The sequence below is a fragment of the Tranquillimonas rosea genome (assembly GCF_900111315.1).
Lineage (GTDB): Bacteria > Pseudomonadota > Alphaproteobacteria > Rhodobacterales > Rhodobacteraceae > Tranquillimonas > Tranquillimonas rosea.
Window position 1 is genome coordinate 163,443 of sequence record NZ_FOGU01000004.1, and the last position, 26,974, is coordinate 190,416.

General features: G+C 69.4%; 27 protein-coding genes and 1 tRNA gene. 16 read left to right on the forward strand and 12 right to left on the reverse strand.

The features are described 5' to 3' along the window. Window positions 1-2: 2 nt before the first annotated feature. Together BMZ25_RS08015 and BMZ25_RS08020 are read right to left on the reverse strand one after the other, a co-directional pair. On the reverse strand, window positions 3-929 hold the full coding sequence (locus BMZ25_RS08015; RefSeq protein ID WP_092691628.1) for a methylenetetrahydrofolate reductase: 927 nt from the start codon (window positions 927-929) through the stop codon (window positions 3-5). A 14-nt stretch (window positions 930-943) separates the two neighbouring features. Further along, window positions 944-1,258, reverse strand: a complete 315-nt coding sequence (locus tag BMZ25_RS08020; RefSeq protein ID WP_092691633.1) for a virulence factor — start codon at window positions 1,256-1,258, stop codon at window positions 944-946. Window positions 1,259-1,489: 231 nt separating this feature from the next. Between BMZ25_RS08020 and BMZ25_RS08025 the strand changes: the two genes are divergently transcribed. The 5 genes from BMZ25_RS08025 (at window position 1,490) to BMZ25_RS20790 (ending at window position 6,138) form a co-directional block, all read left to right on the forward strand. Beyond that, entirely contained in the window at window positions 1,490-2,605 is a 1,116-nt protein-coding gene (locus tag BMZ25_RS08025) for a Ppx/GppA phosphatase family protein (RefSeq protein ID WP_092691636.1), read from the forward strand. Between the two features lie 125 nt (window positions 2,606-2,730). Beyond that, a complete protein-coding gene (locus BMZ25_RS08030; RefSeq protein ID WP_092692451.1) occupies window positions 2,731-3,444 on the forward strand; it encodes an RlmE family RNA methyltransferase in 714 nt (237 codons plus the stop codon). Between the two features lie 96 nt (window positions 3,445-3,540). Beyond that, window positions 3,541-5,571, forward strand: coding sequence for an ASKHA domain-containing protein (locus BMZ25_RS08035; protein WP_092691637.1), 2,031 nt, complete (start codon window positions 3,541-3,543; stop codon window positions 5,569-5,571). A 55-nt stretch (window positions 5,572-5,626) separates the two neighbouring features. Next, a tRNA-Gly gene (locus BMZ25_RS08040) sits at window positions 5,627-5,700 on the forward strand. A 288-nt stretch (window positions 5,701-5,988) separates the two neighbouring features. Beyond that, window positions 5,989-6,138 (forward strand): hypothetical protein, encoded by a 150-nt coding sequence (locus tag BMZ25_RS20790; protein ID WP_177190422.1) that lies wholly within the window; start codon window positions 5,989-5,991, stop codon window positions 6,136-6,138. A 22-nt stretch (window positions 6,139-6,160) separates the two neighbouring features. Here the strand turns inward: BMZ25_RS20790 and BMZ25_RS08045 are convergent, their stop codons facing one another. Continuing rightward, window positions 6,161-8,011 carry an extracellular solute-binding protein gene (locus BMZ25_RS08045; RefSeq protein WP_092691640.1) on the reverse strand — a complete coding sequence of 617 codons (1,851 nt, stop codon included), beginning with the start codon at window positions 8,009-8,011 and terminating at the stop codon, window positions 6,161-6,163. Between the two features lie 153 nt (window positions 8,012-8,164). On the opposite strand from BMZ25_RS08045, the gene BMZ25_RS08050 reads away from it, so the two are divergent. From BMZ25_RS08050 to eno, 6 genes are all read left to right on the forward strand, one after another. Then, window positions 8,165-9,412, forward strand: coding sequence for a cation:proton antiporter (locus BMZ25_RS08050; protein WP_092691643.1), 1,248 nt, complete (start codon window positions 8,165-8,167; stop codon window positions 9,410-9,412). Between the two features lie 22 nt (window positions 9,413-9,434). Continuing rightward, the gene (locus BMZ25_RS08055) at window positions 9,435-10,103 is read left to right on the forward strand and encodes a DUF533 domain-containing protein (protein WP_092691644.1); all 669 of its coding nucleotides are present in this window, start codon (window positions 9,435-9,437) and stop codon (window positions 10,101-10,103) included. A 1-nt stretch (window position 10,104) separates the two neighbouring features. Beyond that, window positions 10,105-10,947, forward strand: coding sequence for a PhzF family phenazine biosynthesis protein (locus tag BMZ25_RS08060; protein WP_092691647.1), 843 nt, complete (start codon window positions 10,105-10,107; stop codon window positions 10,945-10,947). Window positions 10,948-11,028: 81 nt separating this feature from the next. Then, complete coding sequence (locus tag BMZ25_RS08065) at window positions 11,029-11,451, forward strand: Fur family transcriptional regulator (protein WP_092691652.1); 423 nt, start codon at window positions 11,029-11,031, stop codon at window positions 11,449-11,451. Window positions 11,452-11,487: 36 nt separating this feature from the next. Then, window positions 11,488-12,387, forward strand: coding sequence for a DMT family transporter (locus tag BMZ25_RS08070; protein WP_092691657.1), 900 nt, complete (start codon window positions 11,488-11,490; stop codon window positions 12,385-12,387). 41 nt (window positions 12,388-12,428) lie between these two features. Then, window positions 12,429-13,703, forward strand: coding sequence for a phosphopyruvate hydratase (gene eno, locus BMZ25_RS08075; RefSeq protein ID WP_092691660.1), 1,275 nt, complete (start codon window positions 12,429-12,431; stop codon window positions 13,701-13,703). 59 nt (window positions 13,704-13,762) lie between these two features. On the opposite strand, the gene BMZ25_RS08080 is transcribed toward eno, so the two are convergent. After that, complete coding sequence (locus BMZ25_RS08080; RefSeq protein WP_235859820.1) at window positions 13,763-14,275, reverse strand: PRC-barrel domain-containing protein; 513 nt, start codon at window positions 14,273-14,275, stop codon at window positions 13,763-13,765. Window positions 14,276-14,466: 191 nt separating this feature from the next. Between BMZ25_RS08080 and BMZ25_RS08085 the strand changes: the two genes are divergently transcribed. After that, the gene (locus tag BMZ25_RS08085) at window positions 14,467-14,898 is read left to right on the forward strand and encodes a cupin domain-containing protein (protein ID WP_092691666.1); all 432 of its coding nucleotides are present in this window, start codon (window positions 14,467-14,469) and stop codon (window positions 14,896-14,898) included. 162 nt (window positions 14,899-15,060) lie between these two features. Here BMZ25_RS08085 and pgi read toward each other — a convergent pair whose 3' ends face one another. From pgi to BMZ25_RS08105, 4 genes are all read right to left on the reverse strand, one after another. Further along, window positions 15,061-16,662 carry a glucose-6-phosphate isomerase gene (pgi, locus tag BMZ25_RS08090; protein WP_092691672.1) on the reverse strand — a complete coding sequence of 534 codons (1,602 nt, stop codon included), beginning with the start codon at window positions 16,660-16,662 and terminating at the stop codon, window positions 15,061-15,063. An 8-nt stretch (window positions 16,663-16,670) separates the two neighbouring features. Next, window positions 16,671-17,342, reverse strand: a complete 672-nt coding sequence (gene pgl / locus BMZ25_RS08095) for a 6-phosphogluconolactonase (protein WP_092691677.1) — start codon at window positions 17,340-17,342, stop codon at window positions 16,671-16,673. A gap of 32 nt (window positions 17,343-17,374) precedes the next feature. Beyond that, entirely contained in the window at window positions 17,375-18,829 is a 1,455-nt protein-coding gene (zwf, locus tag BMZ25_RS08100; RefSeq protein ID WP_092691682.1) for a glucose-6-phosphate dehydrogenase, read from the reverse strand. Window positions 18,830-18,955: 126 nt separating this feature from the next. Further along, the gene (locus tag BMZ25_RS08105; RefSeq protein ID WP_092691688.1) at window positions 18,956-19,540 is read right to left on the reverse strand and encodes an HNH endonuclease; all 585 of its coding nucleotides are present in this window, start codon (window positions 19,538-19,540) and stop codon (window positions 18,956-18,958) included. A gap of 204 nt (window positions 19,541-19,744) precedes the next feature. On the opposite strand from BMZ25_RS08105, the gene BMZ25_RS08110 reads away from it, so the two are divergent. Next, on the forward strand, window positions 19,745-20,176 hold the full coding sequence (locus tag BMZ25_RS08110; RefSeq protein WP_092691693.1) for a VOC family protein: 432 nt from the start codon (window positions 19,745-19,747) through the stop codon (window positions 20,174-20,176). Between the two features lie 87 nt (window positions 20,177-20,263). Here the strand turns inward: BMZ25_RS08110 and BMZ25_RS08115 are convergent, their stop codons facing one another. Genes BMZ25_RS08115 through BMZ25_RS08130 form a run of 4 tightly spaced genes read right to left on the reverse strand, consistent with a single transcriptional unit; the run spans window position 20,264 to window position 23,344 of the window. Further along, window positions 20,264-20,938 (reverse strand): alpha/beta hydrolase, encoded by a 675-nt coding sequence (locus tag BMZ25_RS08115; RefSeq protein WP_092691696.1) that lies wholly within the window; start codon window positions 20,936-20,938, stop codon window positions 20,264-20,266. Continuing rightward, window positions 20,935-21,567 carry a DNA-3-methyladenine glycosylase family protein gene (locus BMZ25_RS08120; RefSeq protein ID WP_092691699.1) on the reverse strand — a complete coding sequence of 211 codons (633 nt, stop codon included), beginning with the start codon at window positions 21,565-21,567 and terminating at the stop codon, window positions 20,935-20,937. Before BMZ25_RS08120 ends, BMZ25_RS08115 begins: the two co-directional genes overlap by 4 nt. Further along, window positions 21,564-22,301, reverse strand: a complete 738-nt coding sequence (locus BMZ25_RS08125; protein ID WP_328586842.1) for a cobalt-precorrin-6A reductase — start codon at window positions 22,299-22,301, stop codon at window positions 21,564-21,566. The genes BMZ25_RS08120 and BMZ25_RS08125 overlap by 4 nt, the downstream gene beginning before the upstream one ends. Further along, a complete protein-coding gene (locus BMZ25_RS08130; RefSeq protein WP_092691701.1) occupies window positions 22,298-23,344 on the reverse strand; it encodes a cobalt-precorrin-5B (C(1))-methyltransferase in 1,047 nt (348 codons plus the stop codon). The genes BMZ25_RS08125 and BMZ25_RS08130 overlap by 4 nt, the downstream gene beginning before the upstream one ends. Window positions 23,345-23,430: 86 nt before the next feature. On the opposite strand from BMZ25_RS08130, the gene cobA reads away from it, so the two are divergent. The 3 genes from cobA (at window position 23,431) to BMZ25_RS08145 (ending at window position 26,970) form a co-directional block, all read left to right on the forward strand. After that, window positions 23,431-24,282, forward strand: a complete 852-nt coding sequence (gene cobA, locus BMZ25_RS08135) for a uroporphyrinogen-III C-methyltransferase (RefSeq protein ID WP_092691703.1) — start codon at window positions 23,431-23,433, stop codon at window positions 24,280-24,282. A 166-nt stretch (window positions 24,283-24,448) separates the two neighbouring features. Next, a complete protein-coding gene (locus BMZ25_RS08140; RefSeq protein WP_092691706.1) occupies window positions 24,449-25,756 on the forward strand; it encodes a cobyrinic acid a,c-diamide synthase CobB in 1,308 nt (435 codons plus the stop codon). Beyond that, window positions 25,753-26,970 (forward strand): MFS transporter, encoded by a 1,218-nt coding sequence (locus tag BMZ25_RS08145; protein ID WP_092691707.1) that lies wholly within the window; start codon window positions 25,753-25,755, stop codon window positions 26,968-26,970. Before BMZ25_RS08140 ends, BMZ25_RS08145 begins: the two co-directional genes overlap by 4 nt. The last annotated feature ends 4 nt before the right edge of the window (window positions 26,971-26,974 follow it).

The following is a 26,974-nucleotide window of genomic DNA, read 5'->3' on the forward strand; positions in this document are numbered from 1 at the left end:
CGCTAGCCCGATACGGCGGCGCGCTGCGTCGCCGTGCCGCCGTACTTGGCGGCCCAGTCGGCGCAGGCGCCGATACCACCCAACGGGAAGAAGTGGATCTGCTCGATCCCGCCGGTCCGGCCCTGGGCCCGCAGCGCGGTCAGGCGCGACAGCACGTCCGTCGGCTCATACGGGACGAGCAGCTTGGAGACGTCCATCGCCCGCCTCTGCAGCACGGCCATCGAGGGGCCGACACCGCAGGCGACGGCGAACTTGATCAGCGTTTGCAGCTTGGCGGGACCGGCGATGCCGGCATGGATCGGCAGGTCCATCCCGTTGTCCTGCAGCCGGCGGGCCCACGCCGCGATCGCGTCGGCATCGAAGGCGAATTGAGTGGCCAGCGCCATCTGCGCGTCGGTCCGCTGGGCGAAGGCCTGTTTCCACGACAGCGCCTCGCCCACGGCGCGGTCGCCGCCGTCGGGATCGATGTCGCGGTTGCCCTCGGGGTGGCCGGCCACGTGCAGGCGAGTGAAGCCGTGACGGTCGAACACGCCGGTTTCGAGCAGCTGCATCGACGAGTGGAAATCGCCGCGCGGCGTGGGGATGCCGCCGGCCAGCACCAGCGCCTGGCGCACGCCCGCCTCGTCGGAATAGCGGCCCACCCAGCGGTCGAGCTCGGCCCGGTTGCGGACCGACCGTGCCGGGACGTGCGGCATGACGTCGAAGCCCTGCTCGCCCAGGCGGCGGGCGGTCGCCACCATCTCGTCGATCCCGGTGCCGTCGATATGCGCGACATAGACCCGCGTGCCCTGCGGCAGCACGGAACGGAAATCGTCGATCTTGGCGGCGGTGCGGGGCATCACCTCGATCGAGTATCCCGAGATCGTCTCGGACAGGTTGGCCACCGGCGTGACGTTGCGGCTGGGCCGGCGGAAGGAGAGAATCGACATTTGCGTTCCTAGTCTCAGACGGCGCTGACAGGGCGCGGGGCATGGCCCGCGTTTTCGATGAGACGGCGCAGGCGCGCCGCGTCGTAGGTGCGGTCGATCAGCGCCGCGGCGGCCGCCGCGGCGTCAGGTGCCGGCGCGTCCACCTGCAACGGCGCCTTGCGCCATTCGTCGAGATAGGCGTCGCTGCCCGCTGCGCCGGCCTTCATTGCGGCGCGGTCGATCGCCTGTTCGAAGCGCGCGGGCAGCGCCCGCTTGTCGCCCCTCCGGCCACGGCCGACGATGACCTGTGCCGGGATATCTCGCCAGTAAACGATGGTGACTTCGGTCATCTCGGCCCCTCTCTCTGCCGGTTGCAATTCCTTGATACGCGGCATGAAAAGCGGCAAGGCGCGAAAATCCGACACAACATCCGCGACGAACGACCTGCCGCGACACAAGTCTGACACCGTGTCCTTGACGCTTCGTAATCGTCCGCCGACCGCGCCCCCGCCGCCGCGCAGAGCTTGCGGAACTCACCGGGTCCGCCTATCCTGCAAGCAACTGAATGGAGGGCGATCGACATGGCGCCCAAGCGTCCCTCGCGCGCGGGCGCGTTCCCGGTCCCGGTCGAGCCTCCCGCGCCGAAAAAGCCAGACCCGGCAGAGCTTTACGCCGCGCTGGATCTGGGCACCAACAGTTGCCGCATGCTGATTGCCCAGCCCAAGGGCAACCAGTTTCACGTCGTGGACAGCTTCTCGAAATCGGTGCAGCTGGGGCTGGGTCTCGAGGCGTCGGGGCGGCTGTCGCGCGCCTCGATGGCGCGCACGGTCCAGGCGCTGCGAATCTGTCAGAAGAAGCTGCGCAAGCACCAGGTCCGTCACATGCGCCTCGTCGCGACCGAGGCCTGCCGCCGCGCCACCAACGCCCCCGAGTTCATCCGCTATGTCGAGCGCGAGACCGGCCTGACGCTGGAGATCATCCAGCCCGAGGAAGAGGCGCGGCTGGCCGTCATTTCGTGCGCGCCGCTGGTCTCGACCAAGACCGAGCAGCTCTTGGTGGTGGATATCGGCGGCGGCTCGACCGAGTTGGTGTGGATCGACCTGACGCGGGTGCCTCGGGTGGAGCGGCCCAAGGCGATCATGCGGCTGCATTCGGGCTTCACGCCGGTCGACGGTTCGCCCTTCGCGTCGGCCCGCGTGGTCGACTGGATCTCGGTCCCGCTGGGCGTCGCCACGTTGCGCGAGCAGTTCGACGATGTCGAGAACGACGCCGCGCGCTTCGCGCTGATGAGCTGGTTCTTCGAGGAGAACCTGTCGGATTTCTCGCCCTACGACCGCGAGCAGAAGCGCGAGGGCTTCCAGATCATCGGCACCTCGGGCACCGTCACCACCGTCGCCGCCAGCCATCTCGGACTGAAGCGCTACGACCGCAACCGGGTCGACGGGCTGCGGATGACCTCGGACCAGATCGACAAGGTGATCCGCGACTACCTGATGCTGGGCCCCGAGGGGCGGCGCAGCGATCCGCGCATCGGCCGCGATCGCCACGCCCTGATCATGTCGGGCTCGGCGATCCTGCAGGCGCTGTTGCGGGTCTGGCCGACGGACCGGCTGTCGGTGGCCGACCGGGGCCTGCGCGAGGGACTGCTCTATGCGCAGATGTCGGCGGACGGCGTGCTGGAGGACGGGCCGTTCTGACGGCCAAAGGGCGCGATTGCGTGGTCGCGGACGGAACCGGCCTTGCGGACGGCGCCTTCGGCGAGGATATTTTCAGGCAGAAGAAGTCCGAGGGGCCGCTGCCGCCCCCGAGCAAGGGTTGTGCGATGAGCGACCGGAAGAAGAAGAACACCAGCGGCCGGGGCCAGCGCGAGCTGACCGTGAAGGTCAAGACCGCGCGCGGGCGCAAGCCCAGCTCGACCCGCTGGCTGCAGCGCCAGCTGAACGATCCGTACGTCCAGCGCGCGAAGGCCGAGGGGTACCGCGGGCGCGCGGCCTACAAGATCCTCGAACTCGACGACAAGTACCGCTTTCTCGTGCCCGGCGCGCGGGTGGTCGACCTGGGGTGCGCCCCCGGCGGCTGGTGCCAGGTGGCCGTGACGCGCGTGAACGCCCTGGGCGAGAAGGGCGGCAAGGCCCAGGGCCGTGTGCTGGGCATCGACCTGCAGGAGGTCGAACCGGTGCAGGGGGCGGAGATCCACCAGCTGGACTTCATGGAGGACGATGCCGACCTGCGGGTGAAGGAGTGGCTGGGCGGCTCTGCCGACGTGGTGATGTCGGACATGGCCGCCAGCGCCTCGGGCCACAAGCAGACCGACCACCTGCGGATTGTCGCGCTCTGCGAGGCTGCGGCAGAGTTCGCCTTCGACGTGCTGGAACCCGGCGGCACCTTCGTGGCCAAGGTCCTGGCGGGGGGCGCGGAGACCGAGATGCAGGCGACGCTGAAGCGCCGCTTCGACAAGGTGGCCAACGTCAAGCCGCCCGCGAGCCGCCAGGATTCGGCCGAGAAATTCGTGGTCGCCACCGGCTTTCGCGGCTGAGAGGCGGTTGCCGACACCGAAATGCCGCGCAGAGGCCGATGCGCGGCGCCGGCGGGCGCTAGGTTCCGAGGCGTAGCGCCCCCCGGAGACCCCGCCATGTCCGACGACCCCTTCGTGATCTTCACCCCCTCGGGCAAGCGCGGGCGGGTGCCGCGCGGCACACCGGTCCTCAGCGCGGCGCGGCGGCTGGGCGTGGACCTCGATTCCGTCTGCGGGGGACGTGGCATCTGCTCGAAATGCCAGGTGGCGCCATCCTATGGCCAGCATTCCAAGCACGGGCTCAGCGTGGCGGAGGACGCGCTGTCGCCCTGGAACGCCGTCGAGCAGCGCTACGACGAGAAGCGCGGGCTCAAGGCCGGCCGCCGGCTGGGCTGCCAGGCGACGATCGAGGACGACGTCGTCATCGACGTTCCGCCCGAAAGCCAGGTGCACCGGCAGATCGTGCGCAAGGACGCCGCCGAGCGCACGATCCGCATGGACCCCGCCACGCGTCCGCTTTTCGTCACCGTGGCGGAACCGGACATGCACGCCCCCACGGGCGACCTCGAACGACTGAAGACCGCGCTGGCCGAGCAATGGGGCGTCACCGAGACCGTCGCCGCCCTGCCCGTCCTGCGCAAGCTGCAGCCAGCGCTGCGGGACGGGAACCGGCAGGTGACCGTCGCGCTGCACCAGGCCGACGCGGGGCCGGCGGAGATCCTGGACCTGTGGCCGGGCCTCTACGAGGCGGGGCTGTTCGGGCTGGCCATCGACCTGGGCTCGACGACGATCGCGGCGCATCTGTGCGCCCTGGACGACGGGCGGGTAATGGCCTCGGCCGGGGTGATGAACCCGCAGATCCGGTTCGGCGAGGACCTGATGAGCCGGGTGAGCTATGCGATGATGAACCCGGGCGGCGACCGCGAGTTGACGGACGCCGTGCGCCGGGCGATGGGAGAGCTCGCCGCGTCGGTCGCCGCCGAAGCAGGGGTCGCGCCGCGGGCGGTGGTCGAGACGGTGATCGTCTGCAACCCGGTGATGCACCACCTTTTCCTCGGGATCGACCCGGTTGAACTGGGACAGGCGCCCTTTGCGCTGGCGACGTCCGACGCGGTGCGCTGCGGGGTGGCCGAGCTGGGGCTCGACGGCATGAACGCGGCGGCGCGGGCGTATCTCCTGCCCTGCATCGCGGGCCATGTGGGCGCCGACGCCGCGGCGGTGGCGCTGTCCGAGGCGCCGGGCGCGTCCGAGGACCTCGTGCTGGTGGTGGACGTGGGCACCAACGCCGAGATCCTGCTGGGCGACCGGCAGGGCGTGCTCGCCTGCTCGTCGCCCACCGGGCCGGCCTTCGAGGGGGCGCAGATCTCGGCCGGACAGCGCGCCGCGCCGGGCGCGATCGAGGCGGTGCGGATCGACCGCGAGACCTTGGAGCCGAAGTTCCGCGTGATCGGCTGCGATCTGTGGTCCGACGCGCCGGGATTCGCCGAGGCCGTGGGAGCGACGGGGATCACCGGGATCTGCGGGTCGGGCATCATCGAGGCGGTGGCCGAGATGCGAATGGCCGGGCTTTTGGACCCGTCGGGCCTGATCGGGTCGGCCGAGCAGACCGGCAGCGCCCGGTGCGTGCCCGAAGGCCGCACGCAGAGCTACGTGCTGCACGAGGGGGACGGCGAAAGCCCGCGCGTCGCCGTCACCCAGAACGACATCCGCGCGATCCAGCTGGCGAAATCCGCGCTCTATGCCGGGGCCCGGCTGCTGATGGACGCGCGCGGTGTCGACCGGGTCGACCGGGTGGTGCTGGCGGGGGCGTTCGGGGCGCATATCTCGCCGTTGCACGCGATGGTGCTGGGGATGATCCCGGACACCCGGCTCGAGAAAGTGACGAGCGCCGGCAACGCCGCGGGCACCGGGGCGCGGATCGCGCTTCTGAACCGGGCCGCGCGGGCCGAGATAGAGGCCGAGGTGCGCCGCATCCGCAAGATCGAGACGGCGGTCGAGCCGCGGTTCCAGGAGCATTTCGTGGCCGCGAACGCCCTGCCCCATGCGAGCGACCCGTTCCCGGAACTGTCGGCGATCGTTCCGCTGCCGAAGGTGTCGTTCAATACCGGGGCCGAGGGCGGCGGGCGGCGTCGGCGGCGCCGGGCCTGAGGCGCCGATCGGCGCTTGACGGACGGGGCACGAAGCCTCTATCTGGATCGGCGCGGCGGGTGTAGCTCAATGGTAGAGCAGCAGCTTCCCAAGCTGACGACGAGGGTTCGATTCCCTTCACCCGCTCCACGCCGTTTCCCGATCCCTTGAATGACGCCGTGCGCGATGTGTCGCGCGAAATCCGGAGTGGTCGCGGATTGAGCGCCGATTTCGCCGCGCCTTCCTATGGAATTTCCCCATGCCGCGACGGAAAGCACTCCCGCTGATACGGATCGGACACGCCCGAAAAATTAGACCGGGCCGACCGAATTTGTGCCTTGCGATGGCGCCGCAATCACCGTTTATCGAAAATCGAGGCGGCGGGGAACGATAGTCCGATCCACCACGTTGCAAGAGCGAACAAACGGACGGAATACCATGAGTGCAATAACAATTTACCTTCTGATGCTGGCTTCCATTTTCGGCATGTTTCTCCTGAGCGCGGCGATCATCTGGGTCGCGAACCGCTCACTCGGCGGCGACGACGCCGGCGGTGCCCGCGACATGATCGGCACGCCCGAAGGCTGACATGGCTCGGCCGGGCGGCGCTTCAGCGAAGCAGCCCGCCCCGCTCCATCGCCTCGTATTTCTCGTCATCCAGCCACCAGAAATCGACGCCGCGATCGTAGGGCGGTTTCGTCTCGGGCCGGTCGAACACGTCCCAGTAGGCGAGCCAGTGCGTGCCCTTGTACCAGTTCGGCACCCACAGGTGCTTGGACCGAAGCACCCGGTCGAGGGCATGCACCGCGGCGACCATCCCTTCGCGGTTGTCGGCCTGCACGGCCCGCGCGATCAGCGCGTCCACCACCGGGTCCGAGATGCCTGAAAGGTTGTAGGTGCCCGGCTGGTCGGCGCTCTGCGAGCCGAAGAAGGTGCGCAGCTCGGTCGAGGGCGTGAGGGTCGACACCAGGCGCGCGCCGGTGATGTCGTAGTCGAACGTCTTCTGTCGCTCTTCCATCTGGGCGGGGTCGACCTGCACGTAGCGGGCGTCGATCCCGACGCGACGCAGGTTGTCGACATAGGGCAGCACCACGCGCTCGAAGGACGGCGAATCCGAGACGAACTCGATCCGCAGCACGTCTCCGGCGTCGTTTCGGCGCAGGCCGTCCTCGCCCACTTTCCAGCCCGCTTCGTCTAGGAGCGCGCCCGCACGGCGCACGGAAGAGCGGTCGATCTGCGACAGGCTGCCTTCCGGCGGGCTGACCGGCGGCTCGGTGAAGATCTCGGGGGGAAGCCGGCCGCGGAATTCCTCGAGGATTTCCAGCTCGCGGCCCTCGGGGATGCCGGTCGCCTCGAGCGCGGAATTCTCCCAGAAACTGTCGGTCCGTTCGTAGAGACCGTAGAACAGGGTCTGGTTGGTCCATTCGAAATTGAACAAAGCGGCGATCGCCTGTCGGACGCGCACGTCCTGCAGCTTGGCCCGGCGCATGTTCATGTAGAAGCCCTGCGCACCGGACGGCCGTTGATCGGGCAGTTCCACCTGCTTGACCCAGCCGCGATTGAGCGCCGGGAAATCGTAGCCGGTGGCCCATTGCGCCGAGAAATATTCCTCGTGCAGCAGGTATTCCCCGGCCTTCAGCGCCTCGAATGCGGCGGTGTGGTCGGCGAAATACTCGTAGCGGAGGCAGTCGAAATTGTCCTTGCCGACATTCACCGGCACCTCCGCGCCCCAGTAATCCGGCGTGCGGCAATAGGTGATCGACCGCCCGGGCCGGACATCGGCGATCTCGTAGGGCCCCGATCCCACCGGCGGATCGAGGGTCGAGCGGGCGAAGTCGACATCCCCGTAGTAATGCGCGGGCAGGATCGCGACCTGGGCAACCTCCATCGGCAGGTCGCGCGTCGCCGCGCCATCGCGGAAGTCGATCCGCACCCGCCGTTCGGACAGGGCCTCGGCGCCGGTCACGTCCTCGAGCTGGATGCGGTAGAGCGGCGAGCCCTCGGACTTGAGCGTCTCGATGGTGAAGACGACGTCCTCGGCGGTCACCGGGTGGCCGTCCGAGAACTGCGCGTCGGGGCGAAGGGTGAAGATCACCCAGCCGCGATCCGCGGGATACTCGACGCTTTCGGCCAGCAGGCCATAGACCGCGTCGGGTTCGTCCAGCGCCCGCGCCATCAGCGTGTCGTGGATCCGCTCGAGCCCCTGCGCCGGCTCGCCCGCCAGGATGAAGGGATTGAGGCTGTCGAAGGTGCGCGAAGCCCCCACCCCGCGAAAACTCATCTCGCCACCCTTTGGCGCGTCGGGATTGACGTAGTCGAAATGCGGGAAATCGGGCGGATACTTCAGCTCGCCGAACGCCGAGACACCGTGCGAGATCGTTGTGGTCTCCGATTGGCCCCAGGCCACGGCCGGAGACAGGCAGAAAACGAGGGCGATCGACCGGGCGGTGGCATGGAGCATCGGCACTGTCTCCCGTCTGGTTCGGTCAACGTTAGGCCCCGCCCGCACCATTCGTAAAGCGGGGGCAGTGTCGCAGGTCGCGCTCGGGCGCCGTCGCGCTTTGCCGTGGTCGGTCGCCGTGCTAGCTGACCTCGCAACCAGCGGGAGACGTCCATGACATTGCTGCAGATTTCGGCCCTACTGATCGTGCTTGCCGCGGTGTTCGGGTCGATCAACTACCTGGTCCTGCGCCTGCCCTCTGCGATCGGCATCCTGATCGTGTCGCTGGCGGCGTCTCTGTGCGTCCTGGGGCTGGAATTGCTGATCCCCGGCCTCGGCATCGCCACGCGGGTGCGCGAGATGGTGACGGGGATCGATTTCTCCGACGCGCTGCTCGAAGGGATGCTGGGGCTTCTGCTGTTCGCGGGCGCGCTGCACGTCGATCTCGGGGATCTCCGCAAGGAATGGCGTCCCGTCCTTCTGATGGCGACGCTGGGCGTCGGGCTGTCCACCGTGATCGCCGGCGTCGGGTTCTCGTGGATCGCGGGGGCGCCGATCCTGGTGGCGCTGGTGTTCGGCGCGCTGATCTCGCCTACCGATCCGGTCGCCGTGCTGGGCGTCCTGCGCGAGGCGAGCCTGCCCAAGACGCTCGAAACCAAGATCGCGGGCGAGAGCCTGTTCAACGACGGCGTCGGTTATGTCGTCTTTCTCGTCCTCGTGGGCATCGCCTTTCCCGGCGACGAGAGCCACGCCTCGGGGCTGGCGGGCGCGGCGCGTCTCTTCGTGCAGGAGGCGATCGGCGGTGCGGTGCTGGGGCTGGTGCTGGGGTGGCTGACCTTCCGCCTGATGCGGCGCATCGACGACTACCCGCTCGAAGTGCTGCTGACGTTGGCGCTGGCCTTCGGCGGCTACGAGCTGGCGGTGTTCCTGCATGTCTCGGGGCCGATTATGGCGGTCTGCGCGGGCCTGCTGATCGGACATGTCGGCACCGCGCGGGGCATGACGGCCGAGACCCGCGACTACGTCGAGGCGTTCTGGAAGCTGGTCGACGAGATCCTCAACGCGGTGCTGTTCCTGCTGATCGGGCTGGAGGTTTTCGTGATCGCCTTCGACGTCAGCGCGCTGGTCGCCGGACTGATGGCGATCCCGCTGGCGCTGACGGCGCGACTGGCCGCGGTGTCGCTACCGGTGATGCTGCTCAAGCCGTTCCGCGAAACCGAAGCCGGGATCATCCCGGTGATGACCTGGGGAGGTCTCAAGGGCGGCATCTCGGTCGCGCTGGCACTGAGTCTGCCAGACAGCGAATGGAAACCACTGATCCTCACCGCGTGTTATATTGTCGTGGTGTTTTCGATCATCATCCAGGGCCTGACGGTCGGGCGCCTGGCCAACCGCGTGGGCCGCGCGCCCGATCTCGTCTGACGACGGAAAAGGAGTTTCCAAGATGTCCCTGAAATCCATGGCCCTCAAGCTCGGCCTCGCCTTCGCAGCGGTGAAAGGGGTCCAGACGGTCCGCAACTCCGGCGGCGTCGAGGGGCTGAAGCGCCGCCTCAGCGACGCGCAGTCGGGCAAGGGCGACCCCAACGACCCGATCGCCGGCGCGATGCGCAAGCTGGGTCTCTCGGGCAGCGGCGGCGCCGGGACCGGCGGCGGCATCTCGGGCCTGCTGGGCGGGCTGGCGGCCGCATCGGGCGGCGCGGCGTCGGGCACCAAGATCGAAGGTTTGCTGGCCCGCACCCGGATGGGCGACGCTGTGCCGGATGACGAGGCCGAGGCCGGGCTCATCATCCGCGCCATGGTGATGGCCGCGAAGGCCGACGGCAACATCGACACCGAAGAGCGCCGCATCCTCGACAGGATGATCGAGGAGAACGACGACACCGACCGCGCCTTCCTCGAGACCGCGCTGGAAGCACCCGTCGATCCGCAGGCCCTGGCCAGTCAGGTCCCCGCCGGACAGGAGCGCGACATCTACACCGCCAGCGTCATGGCGATCGAACCCAACAACCGGGCCGAGGCCGAACACCTGCACGCCCTCGCCCAGGCGCTGAAGATGTCCGAGGAGGACGTGAACGCGATCCACACCAGCCTTGGAAAGACGCCGCTTTACTGAGATGACCCGATATTTCGTCTACGACGTGTTCACCGACATGCCGTTCGGCGGCAACCCGCTGGCCGTCATCCCCGACGCCAGCGGGCTTGCCGAGGACCGGCTGCAGCGCATCGCGCGCGAGTTCAACTTTTCCGAGACGACCTTCGTCTACCCGGCCGACGAGCCCGGCCATACGGCCAAGGTCCGGATCTTCACGCCCACCACTGAAATCCCCTTCGCAGGGCATCCGACAATCGGCACCGCCATCGCGCTGGACGACCTGGGCCATGGCGGCGAGCAGGTGCTCGAACTCGGCGTCGGGCCGATCACCTGCCGCGTCCGCGACGGCGCGGCCGACTTCGTCACCCATGCGCCGTTGGAGATCCTCTTTGAGCCCGCGCCCGAGGACATCGCCGCTTGCCTGGGCCTGCCCGAAGGTGCGATCCGCACCGACCGGCATGCGCCGGCAGTGGCTTCGGTCGGGCTGCCCTTCGTGCTGGCCGAGCTGGACAGCGCCGAGACCTTGGCGGCGTGCCTGCCGGTGACCGATGCCTTCCGGCGGGCCGCGCAGCTCTACCCTTCGGACTTCGACTTCGCGATCCTCGCCTATGTCCGCGACGGCGAGGCAGTGCGCGCGCGCATGTTCGCGCCGCTCGACAACATCCCCGAGGATCCGGCGACCGGCAGCGCGGCCGCCGCGCTCGGCGCCTACCTGGCGCAGCGCGAGGGCGGCGAGCTGACGCTCGACATCGCGCAAGGGGTCGAGATGGGCCGGCCCAGCCGGATCGGCGTCCGCGTCGCGGAGGGCGCGGTCACGATCACGGGCCGCGCCGTGCAGGTGATGGAGGGCCGCATCACCCTCTGAGCTCGCGAAACGGGTGGAGCAAGCCGCCGCGATTGGCTAAACCCGTCGGCACCACGATCACGACCGCCGACGGGGCCCTCCATGTCCGAAAGCATCATCGCGCGCTGCGAAGCCAAGGGGCTGCGCCTGACCGAGCAGCGCCGCACGATCGCGCAGGTCCTCGAGGACAGCGACGATCACCCGGATGTCGAGGCGCTCTATGCCCGCGCGGCCGCGGCCGACCCGCGGATCTCGATCGCCACGGTCTATCGCACGGTGAAGCTGTTCGAGGAATCCGGCATCCTCGAGCGGCGCGAATTCGGCGACGGCCGCGCCCGCTGGGAAGATGCCGAGCGTGACCATCACGACCACCTGATCGACATGCAGTCCGGCGACGTGATCGAGTTCGTCGACCGCGAGATTGAGGCGCTCCAGGAACGGATCGCCGCCCGACTGGGATACGATCTCAAGGGGCACCGGCTGGAACTCTACGGCGTGCCCCGGACGCGCGACGACGACGACTAGCGCCCGCGTCCGCGGGCCGCATCGAAGGAACAGGAAATGGAGAACTTGCGCGGCATCGTCCTGATGGTCGCCGCCATGGCCGGTTTTGCCGTGGAGGACGCGATCATCAAGGCCGTCTCGTCCGACCTGCCGATCGGCCAGATCCTGATGATCCTCGGCACGATCGGCGGCATCGCCTTCTCCATCATGGCGCGGGCGCAGGGCGCGCGCGTCCTCAGCCGCGACGCCATCGCGCCGCCCGTCCTGCTGCGGCACTTGGGCGAGATCGTCTGCACCGCGGGCTTCGTCACCGCCATCTCGCTGCTGCCGCTCGCCTCGACCTCTGCCATCCTGCAGGCGACGCCGCTGGCCGTGACGCTGGGCGCCGCCCTGTTCCTGGGCGAGCCCGTGGGCTGGCGTCGCTGGACGGCGATCGCGGCGGGCTTCGCCGGCGTGCTGATGGTGGTGCGGCCCGGTCTCGCGGGGTTCGAGCCCGCCTCGATCCTCGCCGTGATCGCGGTGTTCGGCCTCGCCCTGCGGGACCTCGCCACGCGCCGCGTGCCCTCGCGGATCAGCACCACTGTGCTGGCTGCCTACGGCTTCATCGCCATCGTCCCCACCGGCGCGGTCCTGCTGGCGATCACCGGGGGCGGCACAGCGCCCTCGGCCGGCAACCTCGCCGCGCTCGCCTGCGCCTCGGTCGTCGGGCTGTCGGGGTACTACGCGATCACCGCCGCCATGCGCGTCGGCGAAGTCGCCGTGGTCACGCCGTTTCGCTATGCCCGCCTGCTCTTCGCGCTGATCCTCGGGATGACCTTCTTCGCCGAGCGCCCCGACGCGCTGACCCTCGCGGGGGCGGCGCTGATCATCGGCTCGGGCCTCTATACCCTGGTGCGCGAACGCCAGGCGCTCCGGGCCCGGCGCAGGGGCCTTTCCTCGGCCGCGCCGCTCCCCTAGAACGGGGACGAGCCGGACACGGGACACTGAGGGACACCCATATGAGCACCATCATCGACATCGTCGGCCGCGAAATCCTCGACAGCCGCGGCAACCCCACGGTCGAGGTCGACGTCATCCTCGAAGACGGCACGATGGGCCGCGCGGCGGTGCCCTCGGGCGCCTCCACCGGCGCCCACGAGGCCGTCGAGCGCCGGGACGGCGACAAGGCGCGCTACAAGGGCAAGGGCGTGCTCGACGCTGTCGCCTCGGTCAACGGAGAGCTGGCCGAAGGCCTCGTCGGCATGGACGCGACCGAACAGGAAGCGCTCGACGCCGCCATGATCGAAATGGACGGCACCGACAACAAGGGCCGCCTGGGCGCGAACGCCATCCTCGGCGTCTCGCTCGCCACCGCCAAGGCCGCCGCCGAATATGTCGGCCAGCCGCTTTTCCGCTATGTCGGTGGCACCTCGGCGCGGACCCTGCCGGTGCCGATGATGAACATCATCAACGGCGGCGAACACGCCGACAACCCGATCGACATCCAGGAATTCATGATCATGCCGGTCGCCGCGGACACCATCCGCGAGGCTGTCCGCATGGGCTCGGAGGTGTTCCACACCCTCAAGGCCGAGCTGAAGGCCGCCGGCATGTCCACCGGCCTGGGCGACGAGGGCGGCTTCGCGCCCGAGCTCGGCTCGACCCGCGAGGCGCTGGATTTCATCCTCAAGTCCGTCGAAAAGGCCGGCTACACCCCCGGCACCGACATCATGCTCGCCCTCGACTGCGCCGCGACGGAGTATTTCGAGAACGGCAAGTACGAGTTCCGCGGCGAGGGCCAGTCCCTGACGCCCGAAGAGAACATCGAAACGCTGGCGAAGCTCTGCGACGACTACCCGATCCTGTCGATCGAGGACGGCTGCTCCGAGGACGATTGGGACGGCTGGAAGATGCTGACCGACCGCCTCGGCGACCGGGTGCAGCTGGTGGGCGACGACCTGTTCGTGACCAATCCCAAGCGCCTGAAGGACGGCATCGAGAAGGGATGCGGCAACTCGATGCTGGTTAAGGTCAACCAGATCGGCACCCTTTCGGAGACGCTCAAGGCCGTCGACATGGCGCACCGCGCCCGGTTCACCAACGTGATGTCGCACCGCTCGGGCGAGACCGAGGACGCGACCATCGCCGATCTCGCGGTGGCGACGAATTGCGGCCAGATCAAGACCGGCTCGCTTGCCCGGTCGGACCGGCTTGCCAAGTACAACCAGCTGATCCGGATCGAGGAACTGCTCGGCGCCACCGCCGAATACGCCGGCCGCTCGATCCTGCGCTGACATGAAAAAGGGGGCCGTCTGGCCCCCTTATCCGCTCCGTCTTGGCGCCGGACGCGTGATCAGTTCCAGAAGCCTTCGTCGACGTTCTCCATATCCTCGAGGTTTTCCTCGTTGCGGTGCGTGACATAGGCATAGCTGCCGTCCTCGGCCGAGACGAGCTTCACGTCTTCCACGCGCAGCAGCACGTGCTTGTCCGTGATGTCGATGAATCCACCGACCTCGGCGACGATGCCGACCATCTGACCGCTGCGATCCAGGACGATATCCTCGATCTCGCCGATCTGGTTCCACTCGGCACCGACCTCTTCGAGCACGGTATCGGTATCCCAGTCGAACTCGTCATCGGCCTCGTTCGTGGTGTAGATCGGCCCGTCGGTGATGTCGCGCGTGCGGATCAGCGAACTCGGATCGAGCGGGCCGCCCTGCGCGTCGGCGGAGGCCGCCGCCGTCTGCTGGTCGGACTGCTGCGCCTGATCGCCGTTGCCGTTCTCGTGCTGGTCCGCGACGGCCATCGGCGCTGTCGCAAGGCCCAGGCCCAGTGCTGCGGCGGAGAGGAATCTGTAATCGGTCATGGTAAATCCTCCTTGCTTCTTGTCACGGGAACGATCACCCCCGGCGCATTCGTTCCAGCGGGATTTCGCCACTCTCGGAAGCTTCTCGATAAACACTTGCAGATCCCGACAAGTCTTCGTGCCCTTTCCGCCTGCCCTGCTCCCACACGGCCCGGCACTGACAGGCGACGCTAGAGACAGATAGGAGATTCATGGTGACCGACGACACGGCAGACGCGCTGATCGCACGGCTTGGCCTCGAGACCCATCCCGAAGGCGGCCATTTCAGGCAGACTTGGGCCGGCGGCGGCGACGGCGCACGCCCGGCGGGCAGCTGCATCTATTTCCTGCTGAAGGCCGGCGAAGCCAGCCACTGGCACCGCGTCGACGCCACCGAGATCTGGCACTTCTACGCCGGCACGCCGCTCGAGCTCAGGATCGCGGCCGACTCGCGCGGCCCGGTCGACCTGCACCGCCTTGGCCCGGACGTCCTGTCCGACCAGGTTCCCCAGGCGATCGTGCCCGAAGGCCACTGGCAGGCCGCCCGCGCCGGAGACGGATGGGCGCTGGTCGGCTGCACCGTCTCGCCCGCCTTCCGTTTCGAGGGGTTCGAACTGGCGCCCGCGGGGTTCGACATTCCCTGACGGGATCGGATCGCCGGGGCGATCCGATCCGTGGTGGCTCTGCCCCCGGCCTGCCTGCGGCAGGCCTCCCCCGGGATATTTCTGGGCAGAAGAAGGGAAAGCCGAGAGGTATTCTTCTGTCTCGAAATATCCCGGGGGTGCGGGGGCAGAGCCCCCGCGACCTCAGTCGCGGCGGGCGCGGACATGGTCGACAAGACGGCGGGTGGAGGCGTCCTTGTCCTCTGCGGAGACCTCCCCTGCCAGCACTGGCTCCAGCGCCTTGGCCAGTTCCTTGCCCAGTTCGACGCCCCACTGATCGAAGGAATTGAGGCCCAGCAGCGCGCCCTCGACGAAGACGCGGTGCTCGTAGAGCGCGACGATCTGGCCAAGGACGAACGGCGTGAGTTGCGGATAGACCAGCATCGTCGACGGGCGATTGCCCGGAAAGACGCGGTGCCGCGCCTGCCGCTCCAGTTCCTCGCCTTCGAACTTGCCTTCGAGGAGCGCGCGCGCCTCGTCGAGGCTGCGCCCCCGCAGAAGCGCCTCGGCCTGCGCCAGGGCATTCGCGACGAGTAGGCGATGCTGATGCGCAAGGTCGGGTTCGTGGCTTTCCGCGCCGACCATGAATTCACAGGGCACGACACGGGTCCCTTGGTGGATCAGCTGGTAGAAGGCGTGCTGGCCGTTCGTGCCCGGCTCGCCCCAGACGACCGGCCCGCTGTCCACGGGCAGCTCCTGCCCGTCCATCGCGACGCGCTTGCCGTTCGATTCCATCTCGAGCTGCTGAAGATAGGCCGGCAGGCGCGCCAGACGCTGCTCGTAGGGGAGCACGGCGCGGGTGGCGTGACCGCAGCCCTGATTGTGCCAGATCCCGACCAGGGCCAGCATCAGCGGCATGTTGTCGAGGGGTTCGGCCGATCGGAAATGCGTGTCCATCGCCTGTCCACCCGACAGGAACGCGCGGAACGCCTCGGGTCCGACCGCGATCATCAGCGACAGCCCGATCGGGCCCCAGACCGAGTAGCGGCCGCCCACCCAGTCGGCGAAGCCGAAGACGCGGCTTTCGTCGATGCCCCACTGGTTGGTCTTGTCGAGCGCCGAGGAGAGCGCAGCGAACTGGCCCGCGGGGTCGCGCACCTGCTCGCCCATCCAGGCCTTGGCGGTGGCGGCGTTCGTCATCGTCTCGATCGTCGTGAAGGTCTTGGACGCGACGATCACCAGCGTCGTTTCGGGATCGAGTCCGCGCAGCGTGTCGGCGATCTGCGCGCCGTCGACATTCGACACGAAATGGCAGCGCGGTCCGTCCTGGTAGGGGCTCAGCGCCTGCACCGCCATCGCGGGTCCGAGATCCGAGCCGCCGATGCCGATATTCACCACGTCGGTGATCCGGCCGCCCTGTCCGGTATAGTCGCCCTCTCGCACCGCCTGCGCGAAGCCTTCCATGCGGCCCAGCGTGCCCAGCACCTCGGGCATCACATCGGTACCGTCGACCGTCACCGGTCGCGCGTCGAGATTGCGCAGCGCGGTGTGCAGGACCGCCCTGCCCTCGGTCTCGTTGATCGGCGCGCCGTCGAACATCGCGTCGCGGCGGCCCGTCCAATCTGCCGCCTCGGCCATGTCGAGCAGGCCCTGCCTAGTCTCGGCATCGAGGTTCGTCTTGGAATAGTCGAACAGGAGATCTCCGGCCTCGACCGAGAAGCTCTCGGCCCTTTCGGCATCGAAGAGGTCCAGGATCGGGCGGTCGGCGACGGCGGCGGCCGTCTTTTGCAGGTCGGTCCAGTTCATGTCGGCTTTCACTCCGCCCAGTGCACGGTCGCATCCCCGAGGATCGCCGCCACGGGCGCCTCGGACGGTTTCAGGTGGCGCGCGCGCTCCAGCGCCTCGCGCTTGGAAGGTCCGGTGATGAGCACGTGGGTCGACATCGCGCCACGCAGCACCGGGCCGGTCAGTGTGACGCGGGGTTCGGGCGCACCCCCGCCCCGCATCGCCATCACCGGCGGCGCATCGGATCTCAGCGCGTCGTCCAACCGGTCGGCGCCGGGAAACAGCGAGGCCGTGTGCATGTCGTCGCCCATGCCGAGGAGCAGCAGCGAGAGCGGCAATTCCGGACCGATCCGCGCGGCGAGCGTCTCCATCGCGTCCTCTGGGGTCTCGGTCGGCTCGTAGAGCGGCACGTACTGCGCCTCTTCCGCACGGCCCGTCAGGAGGCGCTGCCGCAGGAGGCGCGTGTTCGACCGCTCGTGATCCTCCGGCACCCAGCGTTCATCGGTCAGCATCACGTGGATGCGGCTCCAGTCCAGCGCGGCGCCCGACAGCGTGTCGAAGATCGGCCCCGGCGTGGTCCCGCCGGGCACCGCGAGCGAGGCGTGGTCCTGGTGAAGCAGGTACGACTTCAACTCGGACGACAGCCGGTCGGCCAGCGTCACCATCATCATCTCGCGGTCGGCGTATTCGACGAACTCCATTCTCGGGCCTTTCCGCGGGAGCGCGCCCCCGCCTATTCCTTGATCTCGCGCCAGCGGCGTCCTTCGCGGTGGATGAGGATCTGCGCGTCCTCGGGACCGGAGGTGCCCGGCTCATAGGGTTTCGGTGCGTCGCCCCGGGCCTCCCAGCCCTCGATGATCGGGTCGGTCCAGGCCCACGCGGCCTCGACCTCGTCGCCCCGCATGAAGAGGGTCTGGTTGCCGCGGATCACGTCCATGATCAGCCGCTCGTAGGCGTCCGGCACCTCGCCCGCCTCGGGACCGAGCGCGTCGGCAAAGCTCATGTCCAGCGGCACGTCGATCAGACGCATCCCGCCCGGCCCCGGTTCCTTGATCGTCACGCCCAGGGTCATCCCCTCGTTGGGCTGCAGCCGGATCGTCAGGATGTTGCGGTGCGCCTTCTCGGCCTGACCGAAGATCGAATGCGGCGCGTCCTTGAACACCACGGCGATCTCCGACGTGCGGGCGCGCAGCTTCTTGCCCGTGCGCAGGTAGAACGGCGTGCCCGCCCACCGCCAGTTCGAGACGTGCAGCTTCATCGCGATGAAGCTCTCGGTCAGGCTCTGGGGGTCCTCCACGTCCTCGCGGTAGGAGGGCGCGCCGTTGAACGCGTCGTACTGCCCGCGGACGATGTCGTGCGGCGCGACGGGTTCAAGCGCGCGGATCACCTTGAGCTTCTCGTCGCGCACCGCGTCCGGGTCGAAGCGCGACGGCGGCTCCATGGCGATCAGGCACAGAAGCTGCATCAGGTGGTTCTGCACCATGTCCCGCATCGCGCCGGACTTGTCGTAATAGGCGCCGCGGCCACCGACGCCGACGGTCTCGGCCACGGTGATCTGGATGTGGTCGACATACTGGCTGTTCCAGAGCGGCTCGAACAGGACATTGCCGAACCGCACGGCCATCAGGTTCTGAACCGTCTCCTTCCCGAGATAATGGTCGATGCGGTAGATCTGAGTCTCGTCGAAATGCTGCGCCAGGGTTCGGTTCAGAGTGCGCGCGGTCTCGAGATCGCGGCCGAACGGTTTTTCCACCACGATCCGGCTCTGCGAATCGGCGATGTTGTGTTCGTGCAGGCGTTCGGCCAGGGCGCCGAACAGGCTCGGCGCGACCGAGAAGTAGAAGGCACGCACGGTGTCGCTGCTCATCGTCTGGGCGAGCTCCGACCAGCCGCCGGTCCCGGTCGCGTCGATCGCGACATAATGGATCTGCTCGATGAAGGCGTCGACGCACTCCTTCGGGCGGCGGTCCTTGTCGATGAACTCCTCCAGCGCCTCGCGGGCCATGTCGCGATAGGCCTGGTCGTCGAGCTCGGAGCGCGCCGCGCCGATGATCCGGCTGCCCTCGGGCATCTGGCCGGCCATGAAGCGGCGGAACAGGCCCGGAAGGATCTTGCGCCGCGCCAGATCTCCCGTGCCTCCGAAGATCACAAGGTCGAACCGATCGACGGGAATGACGCGTGACACCATGGAGATCCTCGCTTTCGTCCTGCCTGCCGCCGCCGTTAGCGCTATCGGCTTACCGCCGTGCGTATAGAGGCGGCGCCGCCACGTGTCTAGCATCGTGGCGGCAGAGGACAAACCTCGGTCGCGGTCTCACGCCTCGAGTTCCGCATCCCAGTAGAGAAAGTCGAGCCAGGTCTCGTGCAGGTGGTTCGGAGGGAACCGCCGGCCCATGTTCTTCAGCTCTTCCGCCCCCGGCTGCCGCGGCGGCTTGCGCAGCGACATGCCCACCTTCTTGAGGCTCTTCGAGCCCTTGGCGAGATTGCACCGCGAACATGCGGCGACGACGTTCTCCCAGCTGGTGATGCCCCCACGGGCGCGCGGCACCACGTGATCGAAGGTCAGGTCGCCCTTGCTGCCGCAGTACTGGCAGCAGAATTCGTCCCTCAGAAACAAATTGAAGCGCGTGAAGGCCACGCGCTTCTGCGGTTTGACGAAATCCTTCAGCACCACCACCGAGGGTATTCGGATTTCCGTCGTGGGCGAGCGGACGAGGGTGTCGTACTCGGCGACGATGTCCACCCGGTCCAGCCACGCCGCCTTGATCGCCTCCTGCCAGGGCCAGAGCGACAGGGGGTAATACGACAGCGGCCGGTAATCGGCGTTCAGCACCAATGCCGGATGGTGTTTGAGGTTGTTTGGTTCACGAACGAAACTCGTCCTGAATTCGCCGTCCATGAGTGACTCCGTTCCCGCCCTGTCTGCCCCTCGGTGGCACCAGAGCGGGACGACCCGCCCCAGCACTCGATGAAACTATATCTGGCGCTCGCCGCCAAACAAGCCCCATGATTTGCCGCGAGCCTTAGGCCGATTCTGTCACATCGGTATGACAGCACCACGCTCGGGGCTGACAGGGGGCCCCGAGAGGCTAGACTGACATCGATGAAAGATGCAACGCCCCCGCCCCCCGGCGACCTTCTCGAGGCCGCGCTCTATGTCGACGACCTCGCCGCGGCGCAGGATTTCTACGGTGGCCTCCTCGGTCTCGAGGAAGTGCTGCGCGTCGAGGGCCGCCATGTCTTCTACCGTCTGGGCCAGGCGATCTTGCTGGTCTTTGATCCCGATGCCACGGAACAGCCGCCCTCGAACCCCGACCTCCCGGTGCCGCCCCACGGCGCCCGCGGTGCGGGCCATCTGTGCTTTTCCGCCTCGGGCGAGCAGATCGAGGCCTGGGCGGCGCGCCTCACCGCCGCCGGCCACGGCATCGAGGCCGACTTCCACTGGCCGAACGGTGCCCGCTCGATCTATTTCCGCGACCCGTCGGGCAATTCACTCGAGATGGCCGAACCCCGGCTCTGGTTTCCGCGCCACTGAGACGCGGCCTCTTTGGTCCGGAAAATATCCTCGGGGGGCTTGCCGTAGGCAAGCGGGGGCGGACAGCCCCCTCCCCGGCCAGGGTCCCTAGCCGGCGCTCTCCAGCCCTAGCCGTTCGCGCATGAAGGCCAGCGCCAGGCTCAGCCCGTCGGGCGCGATGCCGTGGCCCGTGCCCTGCATCACGTGGGCATAGACGTCGAAGCCCGCATCCTGCAGCGCCTGCGCCGCCTCGGGCATCGACTCGGGCGGCACGACTTCGTCCTGGTCGCCGTGCATCAGCAGCACCGACGGGCGCACGCGCACCGTCTCCTCCAGCTCCTCGGGCCGCAGCAGCCGGCCCGACACGCCGACGATCCCGGCATAGGGCGCGCGCCGCTTCGGCGCCACGTGCAGCGCCATCATCGTCCCCTGGGAAAAGCCCAGCAGGATCGTCCGCTCCGACGGCACCTCCTCGTCCGCGGCGATCTGGTCGAGAAAGGCGTCGAGGTCGCCCGCCGCGGCCATCATCCCCTCTTCCGCCGCCACGGGATCGGAGCCGTCGATCCAGGGGATCGGAAACCACTGGAATCCCATGGGGTTCGCGACGCATTGCTCCGGCGCGTCCGGGGCAACGAAGGCGGTGCCCGGCAAGTGCTCTCCCAGCGGATCGGCCAGACCCAGAAGGTCGTTGCCGTCGGCGCCGTAGCCATGCAGCAGGATCACCAGCGACGTCGCCTGTCCGACCTCGGGGCCGCGGCGCTTGTAGTCCAGTACGCGTGTCATCGAATGCCTTCCCTGTCCTTCGCCACCCGGTAGTAGGCCCACAGCGCCCGCGCCGCAACGCCCCGCCATGGTGACCAGGCCTCGGCCATCGCGCGGAAGTCCCGCTCGCGCGGGCGGGCCGGCAGCTTGAACAGCACCCGCGCCGATTCCTGCAGCGCCAGGTCCGCCGGCGCGAACACGTCCGCCCGCCCCAGCGAGAACATCGCGTAGATCTCCGCCGTCCAGCGGCCGATCCCCGGCACCTTGACCAGCCGCTCGATCACCTCCTCGCTCGGCGCCTCCCGCAGCGCGCGATAGTCGATCCGCGCCGCCGCCAGTTCGCGGGCATAACGGATCTTCTGCCGCGACAGCCCGCAGGCCCTGAGCTCGTCGTCGCTGGCCCACATGATCTTGCGCGGCCCCGTCAGCCCCGCCGCCTTCAGCCGCCGCCAGATCGTGTTCGCCGCCGCGACGCTGAGCTGCTGGCTGACGATCGCGTCGAGCAGCGCCGCGAACCCGTCCCGGCGCCGTCGCAGGGGCAGCGGCCCCGTCGCCGCCAGTGCCGTGGCAAAGCGCGGCTCGCGCGCGGCCAGCCACGCCGCGCCCTCGGCCACGCAGGCCGGCGTCTCTATGATCCGCTCGTCCGTCACAGCCGCCGCCGCACCCAGCCGAGCGCCGCGGCCACGGTCTGCAGCTTCGGCCCCTCGGGCTGAAGTGGGCGCCGGATCATCGCCACTGGCAGGTGGAGATGCCGCGCGGCGTCCAGCTTCGCCCGGCTGGCCGAGCCGCCGGCATTCTTCGCCACCAGCCAGTCGATTCCCAGCCGCCGGAACAGCACCTCCTCGTCCTCCACATCGAAGGGCGGCGCGCCGACCATGAAATGCCCGTTCGGGAAGGGAAAGGCCCGGTCCGGCGTATCGATCTGCCGGCACACCAGCTCCCGCCCCTCGAGGTTGGCAAAGCGCTCCAGCCCCTGCCGCCCGGTCGCCAGGAAGACCCGCGCGCCGGCGGGAATGAACCGCGCGGCATCGCTCTCGTCGTTCAGGAAATGCCAGCGGTCGCCGTCCACCGGCATCCAGGGCGGTCGCAGGAACTGCACGTAGCTCAGCCCCAGCGCATCGCAGACCTCCGCCGTGCGGTGGCTGATCCGGGCGGCGAACGGGTGGGTGGCGTCCATCACCGCATCGATTCTCTCGCGCTTCAACCAGTCGGCGAACCCCTCGGCCCCGCCGAAGCCGCCGATCCGCGTGGCGACCCCAAGGGGCCGGGGCGAGCGGGTGGCGCCGGCCAGCGAGGCGATGACGCTCACCCGGCGCTCGCTGCCGAGCGCGGCGGCCAGCTGCCGCGCCTCCGCCGTCCCCGCAAGGAGCAACAGCCGCATCATTCCGCGCGCGCCACGATCCGCCCGGCGCGGTCGCAGGCCACCACGTCGACGCGGATTCCGCTCTCGCCCACCATCCGGTCCAGCTCGCGCAGCGCGCCCCCCGCGATCACCTCCGCCAGGTCCGGGCCGACGCGCTCATGGGCCTCCAGCACCGTCTCCGCCTCCGCGATCTCAGGCCGTCCGGCGTCACGCGCCAGCCGCGCGAAATCCACCTGTGACCGCGCCGAATGCAGATCCCGCGCGCCCTGTCCCAGCTTGGTCAGCTTCCCGAGCCCGCCCGCGACGGTCAGGCGCGGCACCGGGTGGCGGACGAGGTACTTCACCAGCCCGCCGACGAAATCCCCCATGTCGAGCATCGCGTGGTCCGGCAGCCCGTGCAGGGCCTGCACCGCCCGCTCGCTCTGCGCGCCCGTGGCGCCGGCGACATGCACCGCGCCCGCGGCACGGGCGACGTCGATGCCACGATGGATCGAGGCGATCCAGGCCGCACAGGAGAACGGCCGCACCACACCGGTCGTGCCCAGGACCGAAAGGCCGCCCTCGATTCCAAGCCGCGGGTTCCAGGTCTTCGCGGCGATCTCCGCGCCGCCGGGGATCGACACCGTGATCTTGACGTCGCCCGCCTGCCCCAGCTCCGCGGCCAGCGCGGAGACCTCGGCGGCCATCATCTGCCGCGGCACCGGGTTGATCGCGGGTTCGCCCGGCGGCAGCGGCAGGCCCGCGCGGGTGATCGTGCCGACCCCGGGCCCCGCCCGAAACACTACGCCGCCCCGCGACGGCGCCACTCGCGCCACGACCATGCAGCCATGGGTCACGTCCGGATCATCGCCCGCATCCTTCACGATCCCCGCCTCGGCCCAATCCTCGCCCGCCGCCCGGTGGGCGAGCGCAAAGACCGGCGCCTCCCCTCGCGGCAGCACGATCGACACCGTCTCGGGAAATTCCCCCGCCCACAGCCGCGTCAGCGCCGCCTTGACGGCGGCGGTCGCGCAGGCGCCCGTGGTCCAGCCACGGCGCAGATCGGGAGGGGCATCGCGGGCCATGCTGGGGACTCTAGCCCCCCCGCCCATCGCCGCCAATCCGGACCGTCGGATTTGCAGCCTGCGGCCGGCCGCGCCATAAGGTCGCCATGACCGAGTCGCTCCTTCCCCCCGGCGTACTGCCGGACTTTCCGCCCGGCTGGGTCTGGCTCTGCGGGGCGGGGCCGGGCGATCCCGGCCTTCTGACGCTGCATGCGTTGAACGCGCTCCGCCAGGCGGACGCGGTCGTCTACGACGCGCTCGTCGCGCCCGAGATCCTTGACTGGTGCAAGCCGGGCGCCGAGAAAATCTACGCCGGCAAGCGCGGCGGCAAGCCCTCGGCCCAGCAGCGCGACATCTCGCTCCGGCTGGTCGACCTCGCGCGCGAGGGCAACCGCGTGCTCCGCCTCAAGGGGGGCGACCCCTTCGTCTTCGGCCGCGGCGGCGAGGAATCCCAGACCCTTGTCCAGCACGGCGTGCCGATCCGCATCATCCCCGGCATCACCGCCGGGATCGGCGGTCTGGCCTATGCCGGCATCCCCGTGACCCATCGCGACGTGAACCAGTCGGTCACCTTCGTCACCGGGCATGACCAGTCCGGCGAAACCCCGGGCAGCCTCGACTGGGCGGCGATCGCCCGCGGCAGCCAGGTCATCGTGATCTACATGGGCATGAAGCACATCGCCCGGATCACCGGCGCCCTCCGCGCCGCCGGCCGTCCCGAAGACGAACCGGTAGCCGTCGTCACCGGCGCCACCCTCGCCGGGCAGCAGGTGGTCGAGACGACCCTGGCGCGCTGCACGGACGACATCGACGCCGCCGGGCTCGAACCCCCGGCGGTGATCTGCGTGGGCCGCGCCGTGCTGATGCGCCAGGCGCTCGACTGGCAGGCGATGCTGGCCGGCACCGCCCCCCGCGACACCGACCCGCTCGGCCGCGGCCGACCCGCCGAAAGCGCCTGATGCCCCGCGCGCCCGTTCCATTCTTCTGCCCCAAAATATCCCCGCCGGAGGCCCCGCCCGCGCGGGCCCCCGGCCCGCGCGGGCGGCATCGCGACGGCCGGAGAGCGGCGCAAATTGGGGACGTGCGCCACAGGCGCGCATTCCGGAAACTGCCGGTCCGGCGGACATGCCCGGCCTGATCGTCGCCGCGCCGGCCTCGGGCAGCGGCAAGACCACGGTGACGCTCGGCCTCCTGCGGGCTTTCCGCGACCGGGGCGTGACGGTGCGCGGGGCGAAGTCCGGCCCCGACTACATCGACCCGCGCTTCCACGAGGCCGCCAGCGGCGCGGCCTGTCCCAATCTCGACGCCTGGGCGATGCCGCCCGCGACGCTGGCGGGGCTCGCGGCGGGCGACGGGCTTCTGGTGATCGAGGGCGCGATGGGCCTGTTCGACGGGGCGCCGCCGGACGGGGCCGGCGCGACGGCGGACCTCGCGCGGCAGCTGGATCTGCCCGTCGTCCTCGTGGTCGACGCCGCCCGGATGGCGCAGTCGATCGCCCCGCTCGTGGAGGGCTTCGCCGCGCACGATGCCCGGGTCCGCGTCGCGGGCGTGGTCCTGAACCGCGTCGGCTCGCCCCGCCACGCCGCCATGCTGCGGGCCGCGCTCGCGCCCACGGGGATAAAGGTGCTGGGCATGGTGCCCCGCGCCGGCGACATCGCCCATCCATCGCGCCATCTCGGGCTCGTCCAGGCCGGGGAGCGCGACGATCTCGCGACGTTCCTCGACCGCGCCGCCGGCATCGTGGCCGAGGGCATCGATCTCGACGCGCTGTCGGATCTCGCCGTCCCCCTTCCCGCCGCCGAACCGCCCGTCATCCCGCCCCCGGCGCAGCGCATCGCCGTGGCGCGGGACGACGCCTTCGCCTTCGCCTATCCCCACCAGCTGAACGCCTGGCGCGCCGCCGGGGCCGAGATCCGTCCGTTCTCTCCCCTCGCGGACGAGACCGTCCCGCCGGCCGATCTCGTCTTCCTGCCCGGCGGCTACCCCGAACTGCACGCGGGTCGCCTCGCCGCCGCGCGCGGATTCATGGACAGCCTGCGGCACGCCGCGCAGCACACCGACATCTACGGCGAATGCGGCGGCTACATGACCCTCGGCGAAAGCCTGATCGACGCCCACGGCCACCGGCACACCATGGCGGGCCTCCTGCCGCTTGGGACCAGCTTCGCCCACCGCAAGCTGCATCTCGGCTACCGCACGCTGCGCGCCGCCGCCGGCCCCTTCGCGGGCACCTGGGCCGCGCACGAGTTTCACTATGCCTCCATCGTCTCGGAATCCGGTCCGCCACTCTTCGAGGCGGCGGACGCCGAGGGCACGGCGCTGCCGCCCATGGGTCTGCGGGCGGGGCGTGTCGCTGGCAGCTTCGCGCATCTCATCGGTCCCAGCCCGCGCCCCTTCCCTTCGCCCGCCGGCGGCGCTAACGATCCCGCATGACCGACAGCACCTACCCCCGCCGCGACAGCCGCGCGGTCCGCAACGTGGCCGTCCTGACGGCAGCACAGGCGCTGCTCGGCGCGCAGATGCCGATGATCTTCGTGATCGGCGGCCTCGCCGGCCAGACGCTGGCGACCAATGCCTGTTTCGCCACACTGCCAATCTCGCTGATCGTGCTGGGGTCGATGCTGTCGGCGCAGCCGCTCTCGGCGGTGATGCAGCGCTTCGGCCGCCGCACGGGGTTCTTCCTCGGCGCCACGGGCGGCGCGGTCGGCGCGGCGATCGGCGCGGTCGGGCTGATGACCGCCTCGTTCCCGCTGTTCCTGCTCGGCTCGCTCTTCACCGGCCTCTACATGTCGGCCCAGGGCTTCTACCGCTTCGCGGCGGCGGACACAGCCTCGGATGCGTTCCGCCCCAAGGCGATCTCCTACGTCATGGCGGGCGGTCTGGTCTCGGCCGTGATCGGGCCGCAACTGGTGAAGCTGACATCGGACGCGATGGTCGTGCCGTTCCTCGGGACCTATCTCACCGTGATCGGCATCAACGCGGTGGGCGCGCTGCTCTTCCTGCTGCTCGACATCCCCCGCCCCCCGGTCCCGTCCGAGGACGCGCCGCGCGGCCGCACGAGGATCGAGCTGCTCAGGACGCCCCGCGTCGCCGTGGCGATCATCTGTGCGATGGTCTCCTACGCGCTGATGAACCTGGTGATGACCTCGACGCCGCTCGCCGTGGTCGGCTGCGGCTTCACCCAGGGCACCGCCGCCGACATCGTCACGGGCCACGTGCTGGCAATGTTCGCGCCCTCTTTCTTCACCGGACACCTGATCGCCCGCTTCGGTGTCGAGCGCATCATGGCCACCGGCCTTGTCCTGCTGGCGGCGGCGGGCGGCGTGGCGCTTGCGGGCGTCGACGTGGCATATTTCTTCGTCGCGCTGGTGCTACTGGGGCTGGGGTGGAACTTCGGCTTCATCGGCGCAACGTCGATGCTGGCCGGCGCCCACCGCCCCGAAGAGCGCGGCCGCGTCCAGGGCCTGAACGACATGATCGTGTTCGGCTGCGTGACCCTGGCCTCGCTGGCGTCGGGCGGGCTGATGAACTGCTCGGGCGGGACGGCGGAACAGGGATGGGCCGCCGTCAACATCGCGATGGCGCCGTTCCTGGCGTTGGCGGGCGGGGCGCTGCTGTGGCTCGCCCTGCGCCCGCGCTCGTGGTGATCTC

Bases quoted from the DNA above. Each gene is read 5' to 3' on its own strand.
- BMZ25_RS08015 (WP_092691628.1), bottom strand. From the start codon at position 929: ATGTCGATTCTCTCCTTCCGCCGGCCCAGCCGCAACGTCACGCCGGTG.
- BMZ25_RS08020 (WP_092691633.1), bottom strand. From the start codon at position 1,258: ATGACCGAAGTCACCATCGTTTACTGGCGAGATATCCCGGCACAGGTC.
- BMZ25_RS08025 (WP_092691636.1), top strand. From the start codon at position 1,490: ATGGCGCCCAAGCGTCCCTCGCGCGCGGGCGCGTTCCCGGTCCCGGTC.
- BMZ25_RS08030 (WP_092692451.1), top strand. From the start codon at position 2,731: ATGAGCGACCGGAAGAAGAAGAACACCAGCGGCCGGGGCCAGCGCGAG.
- BMZ25_RS08035 (WP_092691637.1), top strand. From the start codon at position 3,541: ATGTCCGACGACCCCTTCGTGATCTTCACCCCCTCGGGCAAGCGCGGG.
- BMZ25_RS20790 (WP_177190422.1), top strand. From the start codon at position 5,989: ATGAGTGCAATAACAATTTACCTTCTGATGCTGGCTTCCATTTTCGGC.
- BMZ25_RS08045 (WP_092691640.1), bottom strand. From the start codon at position 8,011: ATGCTCCATGCCACCGCCCGGTCGATCGCCCTCGTTTTCTGCCTGTCT.
- BMZ25_RS08050 (WP_092691643.1), top strand. From the start codon at position 8,165: ATGACATTGCTGCAGATTTCGGCCCTACTGATCGTGCTTGCCGCGGTG.
- BMZ25_RS08055 (WP_092691644.1), top strand. From the start codon at position 9,435: ATGTCCCTGAAATCCATGGCCCTCAAGCTCGGCCTCGCCTTCGCAGCG.
- BMZ25_RS08060 (WP_092691647.1), top strand. From the start codon at position 10,105: ATGACCCGATATTTCGTCTACGACGTGTTCACCGACATGCCGTTCGGC.
- BMZ25_RS08065 (WP_092691652.1), top strand. From the start codon at position 11,029: ATGTCCGAAAGCATCATCGCGCGCTGCGAAGCCAAGGGGCTGCGCCTG.
- BMZ25_RS08070 (WP_092691657.1), top strand. From the start codon at position 11,488: ATGGAGAACTTGCGCGGCATCGTCCTGATGGTCGCCGCCATGGCCGGT.
- eno (WP_092691660.1), top strand. From the start codon at position 12,429: ATGAGCACCATCATCGACATCGTCGGCCGCGAAATCCTCGACAGCCGC.
- BMZ25_RS08080 (WP_235859820.1), bottom strand. From the start codon at position 14,275: ATGACCGATTACAGATTCCTCTCCGCCGCAGCACTGGGCCTGGGCCTT.
- BMZ25_RS08085 (WP_092691666.1), top strand. From the start codon at position 14,467: ATGGTGACCGACGACACGGCAGACGCGCTGATCGCACGGCTTGGCCTC.
- pgi (WP_092691672.1), bottom strand. From the start codon at position 16,662: ATGAACTGGACCGACCTGCAAAAGACGGCCGCCGCCGTCGCCGACCGC.
- pgl (WP_092691677.1), bottom strand. From the start codon at position 17,342: ATGGAGTTCGTCGAATACGCCGACCGCGAGATGATGATGGTGACGCTG.
- zwf (WP_092691682.1), bottom strand. From the start codon at position 18,829: ATGGTGTCACGCGTCATTCCCGTCGATCGGTTCGACCTTGTGATCTTC.
- BMZ25_RS08105 (WP_092691688.1), bottom strand. From the start codon at position 19,540: ATGGACGGCGAATTCAGGACGAGTTTCGTTCGTGAACCAAACAACCTC.
- BMZ25_RS08110 (WP_092691693.1), top strand. From the start codon at position 19,745: ATGAAAGATGCAACGCCCCCGCCCCCCGGCGACCTTCTCGAGGCCGCG.
- BMZ25_RS08115 (WP_092691696.1), bottom strand. From the start codon at position 20,938: ATGACACGCGTACTGGACTACAAGCGCCGCGGCCCCGAGGTCGGACAG.
- BMZ25_RS08125 (WP_328586842.1), bottom strand. From the start codon at position 22,301: ATGATGCGGCTGTTGCTCCTTGCGGGGACGGCGGAGGCGCGGCAGCTG.
- BMZ25_RS08130 (WP_092691701.1), bottom strand. From the start codon at position 23,344: ATGGCCCGCGATGCCCCTCCCGATCTGCGCCGTGGCTGGACCACGGGC.
- cobA (WP_092691703.1), top strand. From the start codon at position 23,431: ATGACCGAGTCGCTCCTTCCCCCCGGCGTACTGCCGGACTTTCCGCCC.
- BMZ25_RS08140 (WP_092691706.1), top strand. From the start codon at position 24,449: ATGCCCGGCCTGATCGTCGCCGCGCCGGCCTCGGGCAGCGGCAAGACC.
- BMZ25_RS08145 (WP_092691707.1), top strand. From the start codon at position 25,753: ATGACCGACAGCACCTACCCCCGCCGCGACAGCCGCGCGGTCCGCAAC.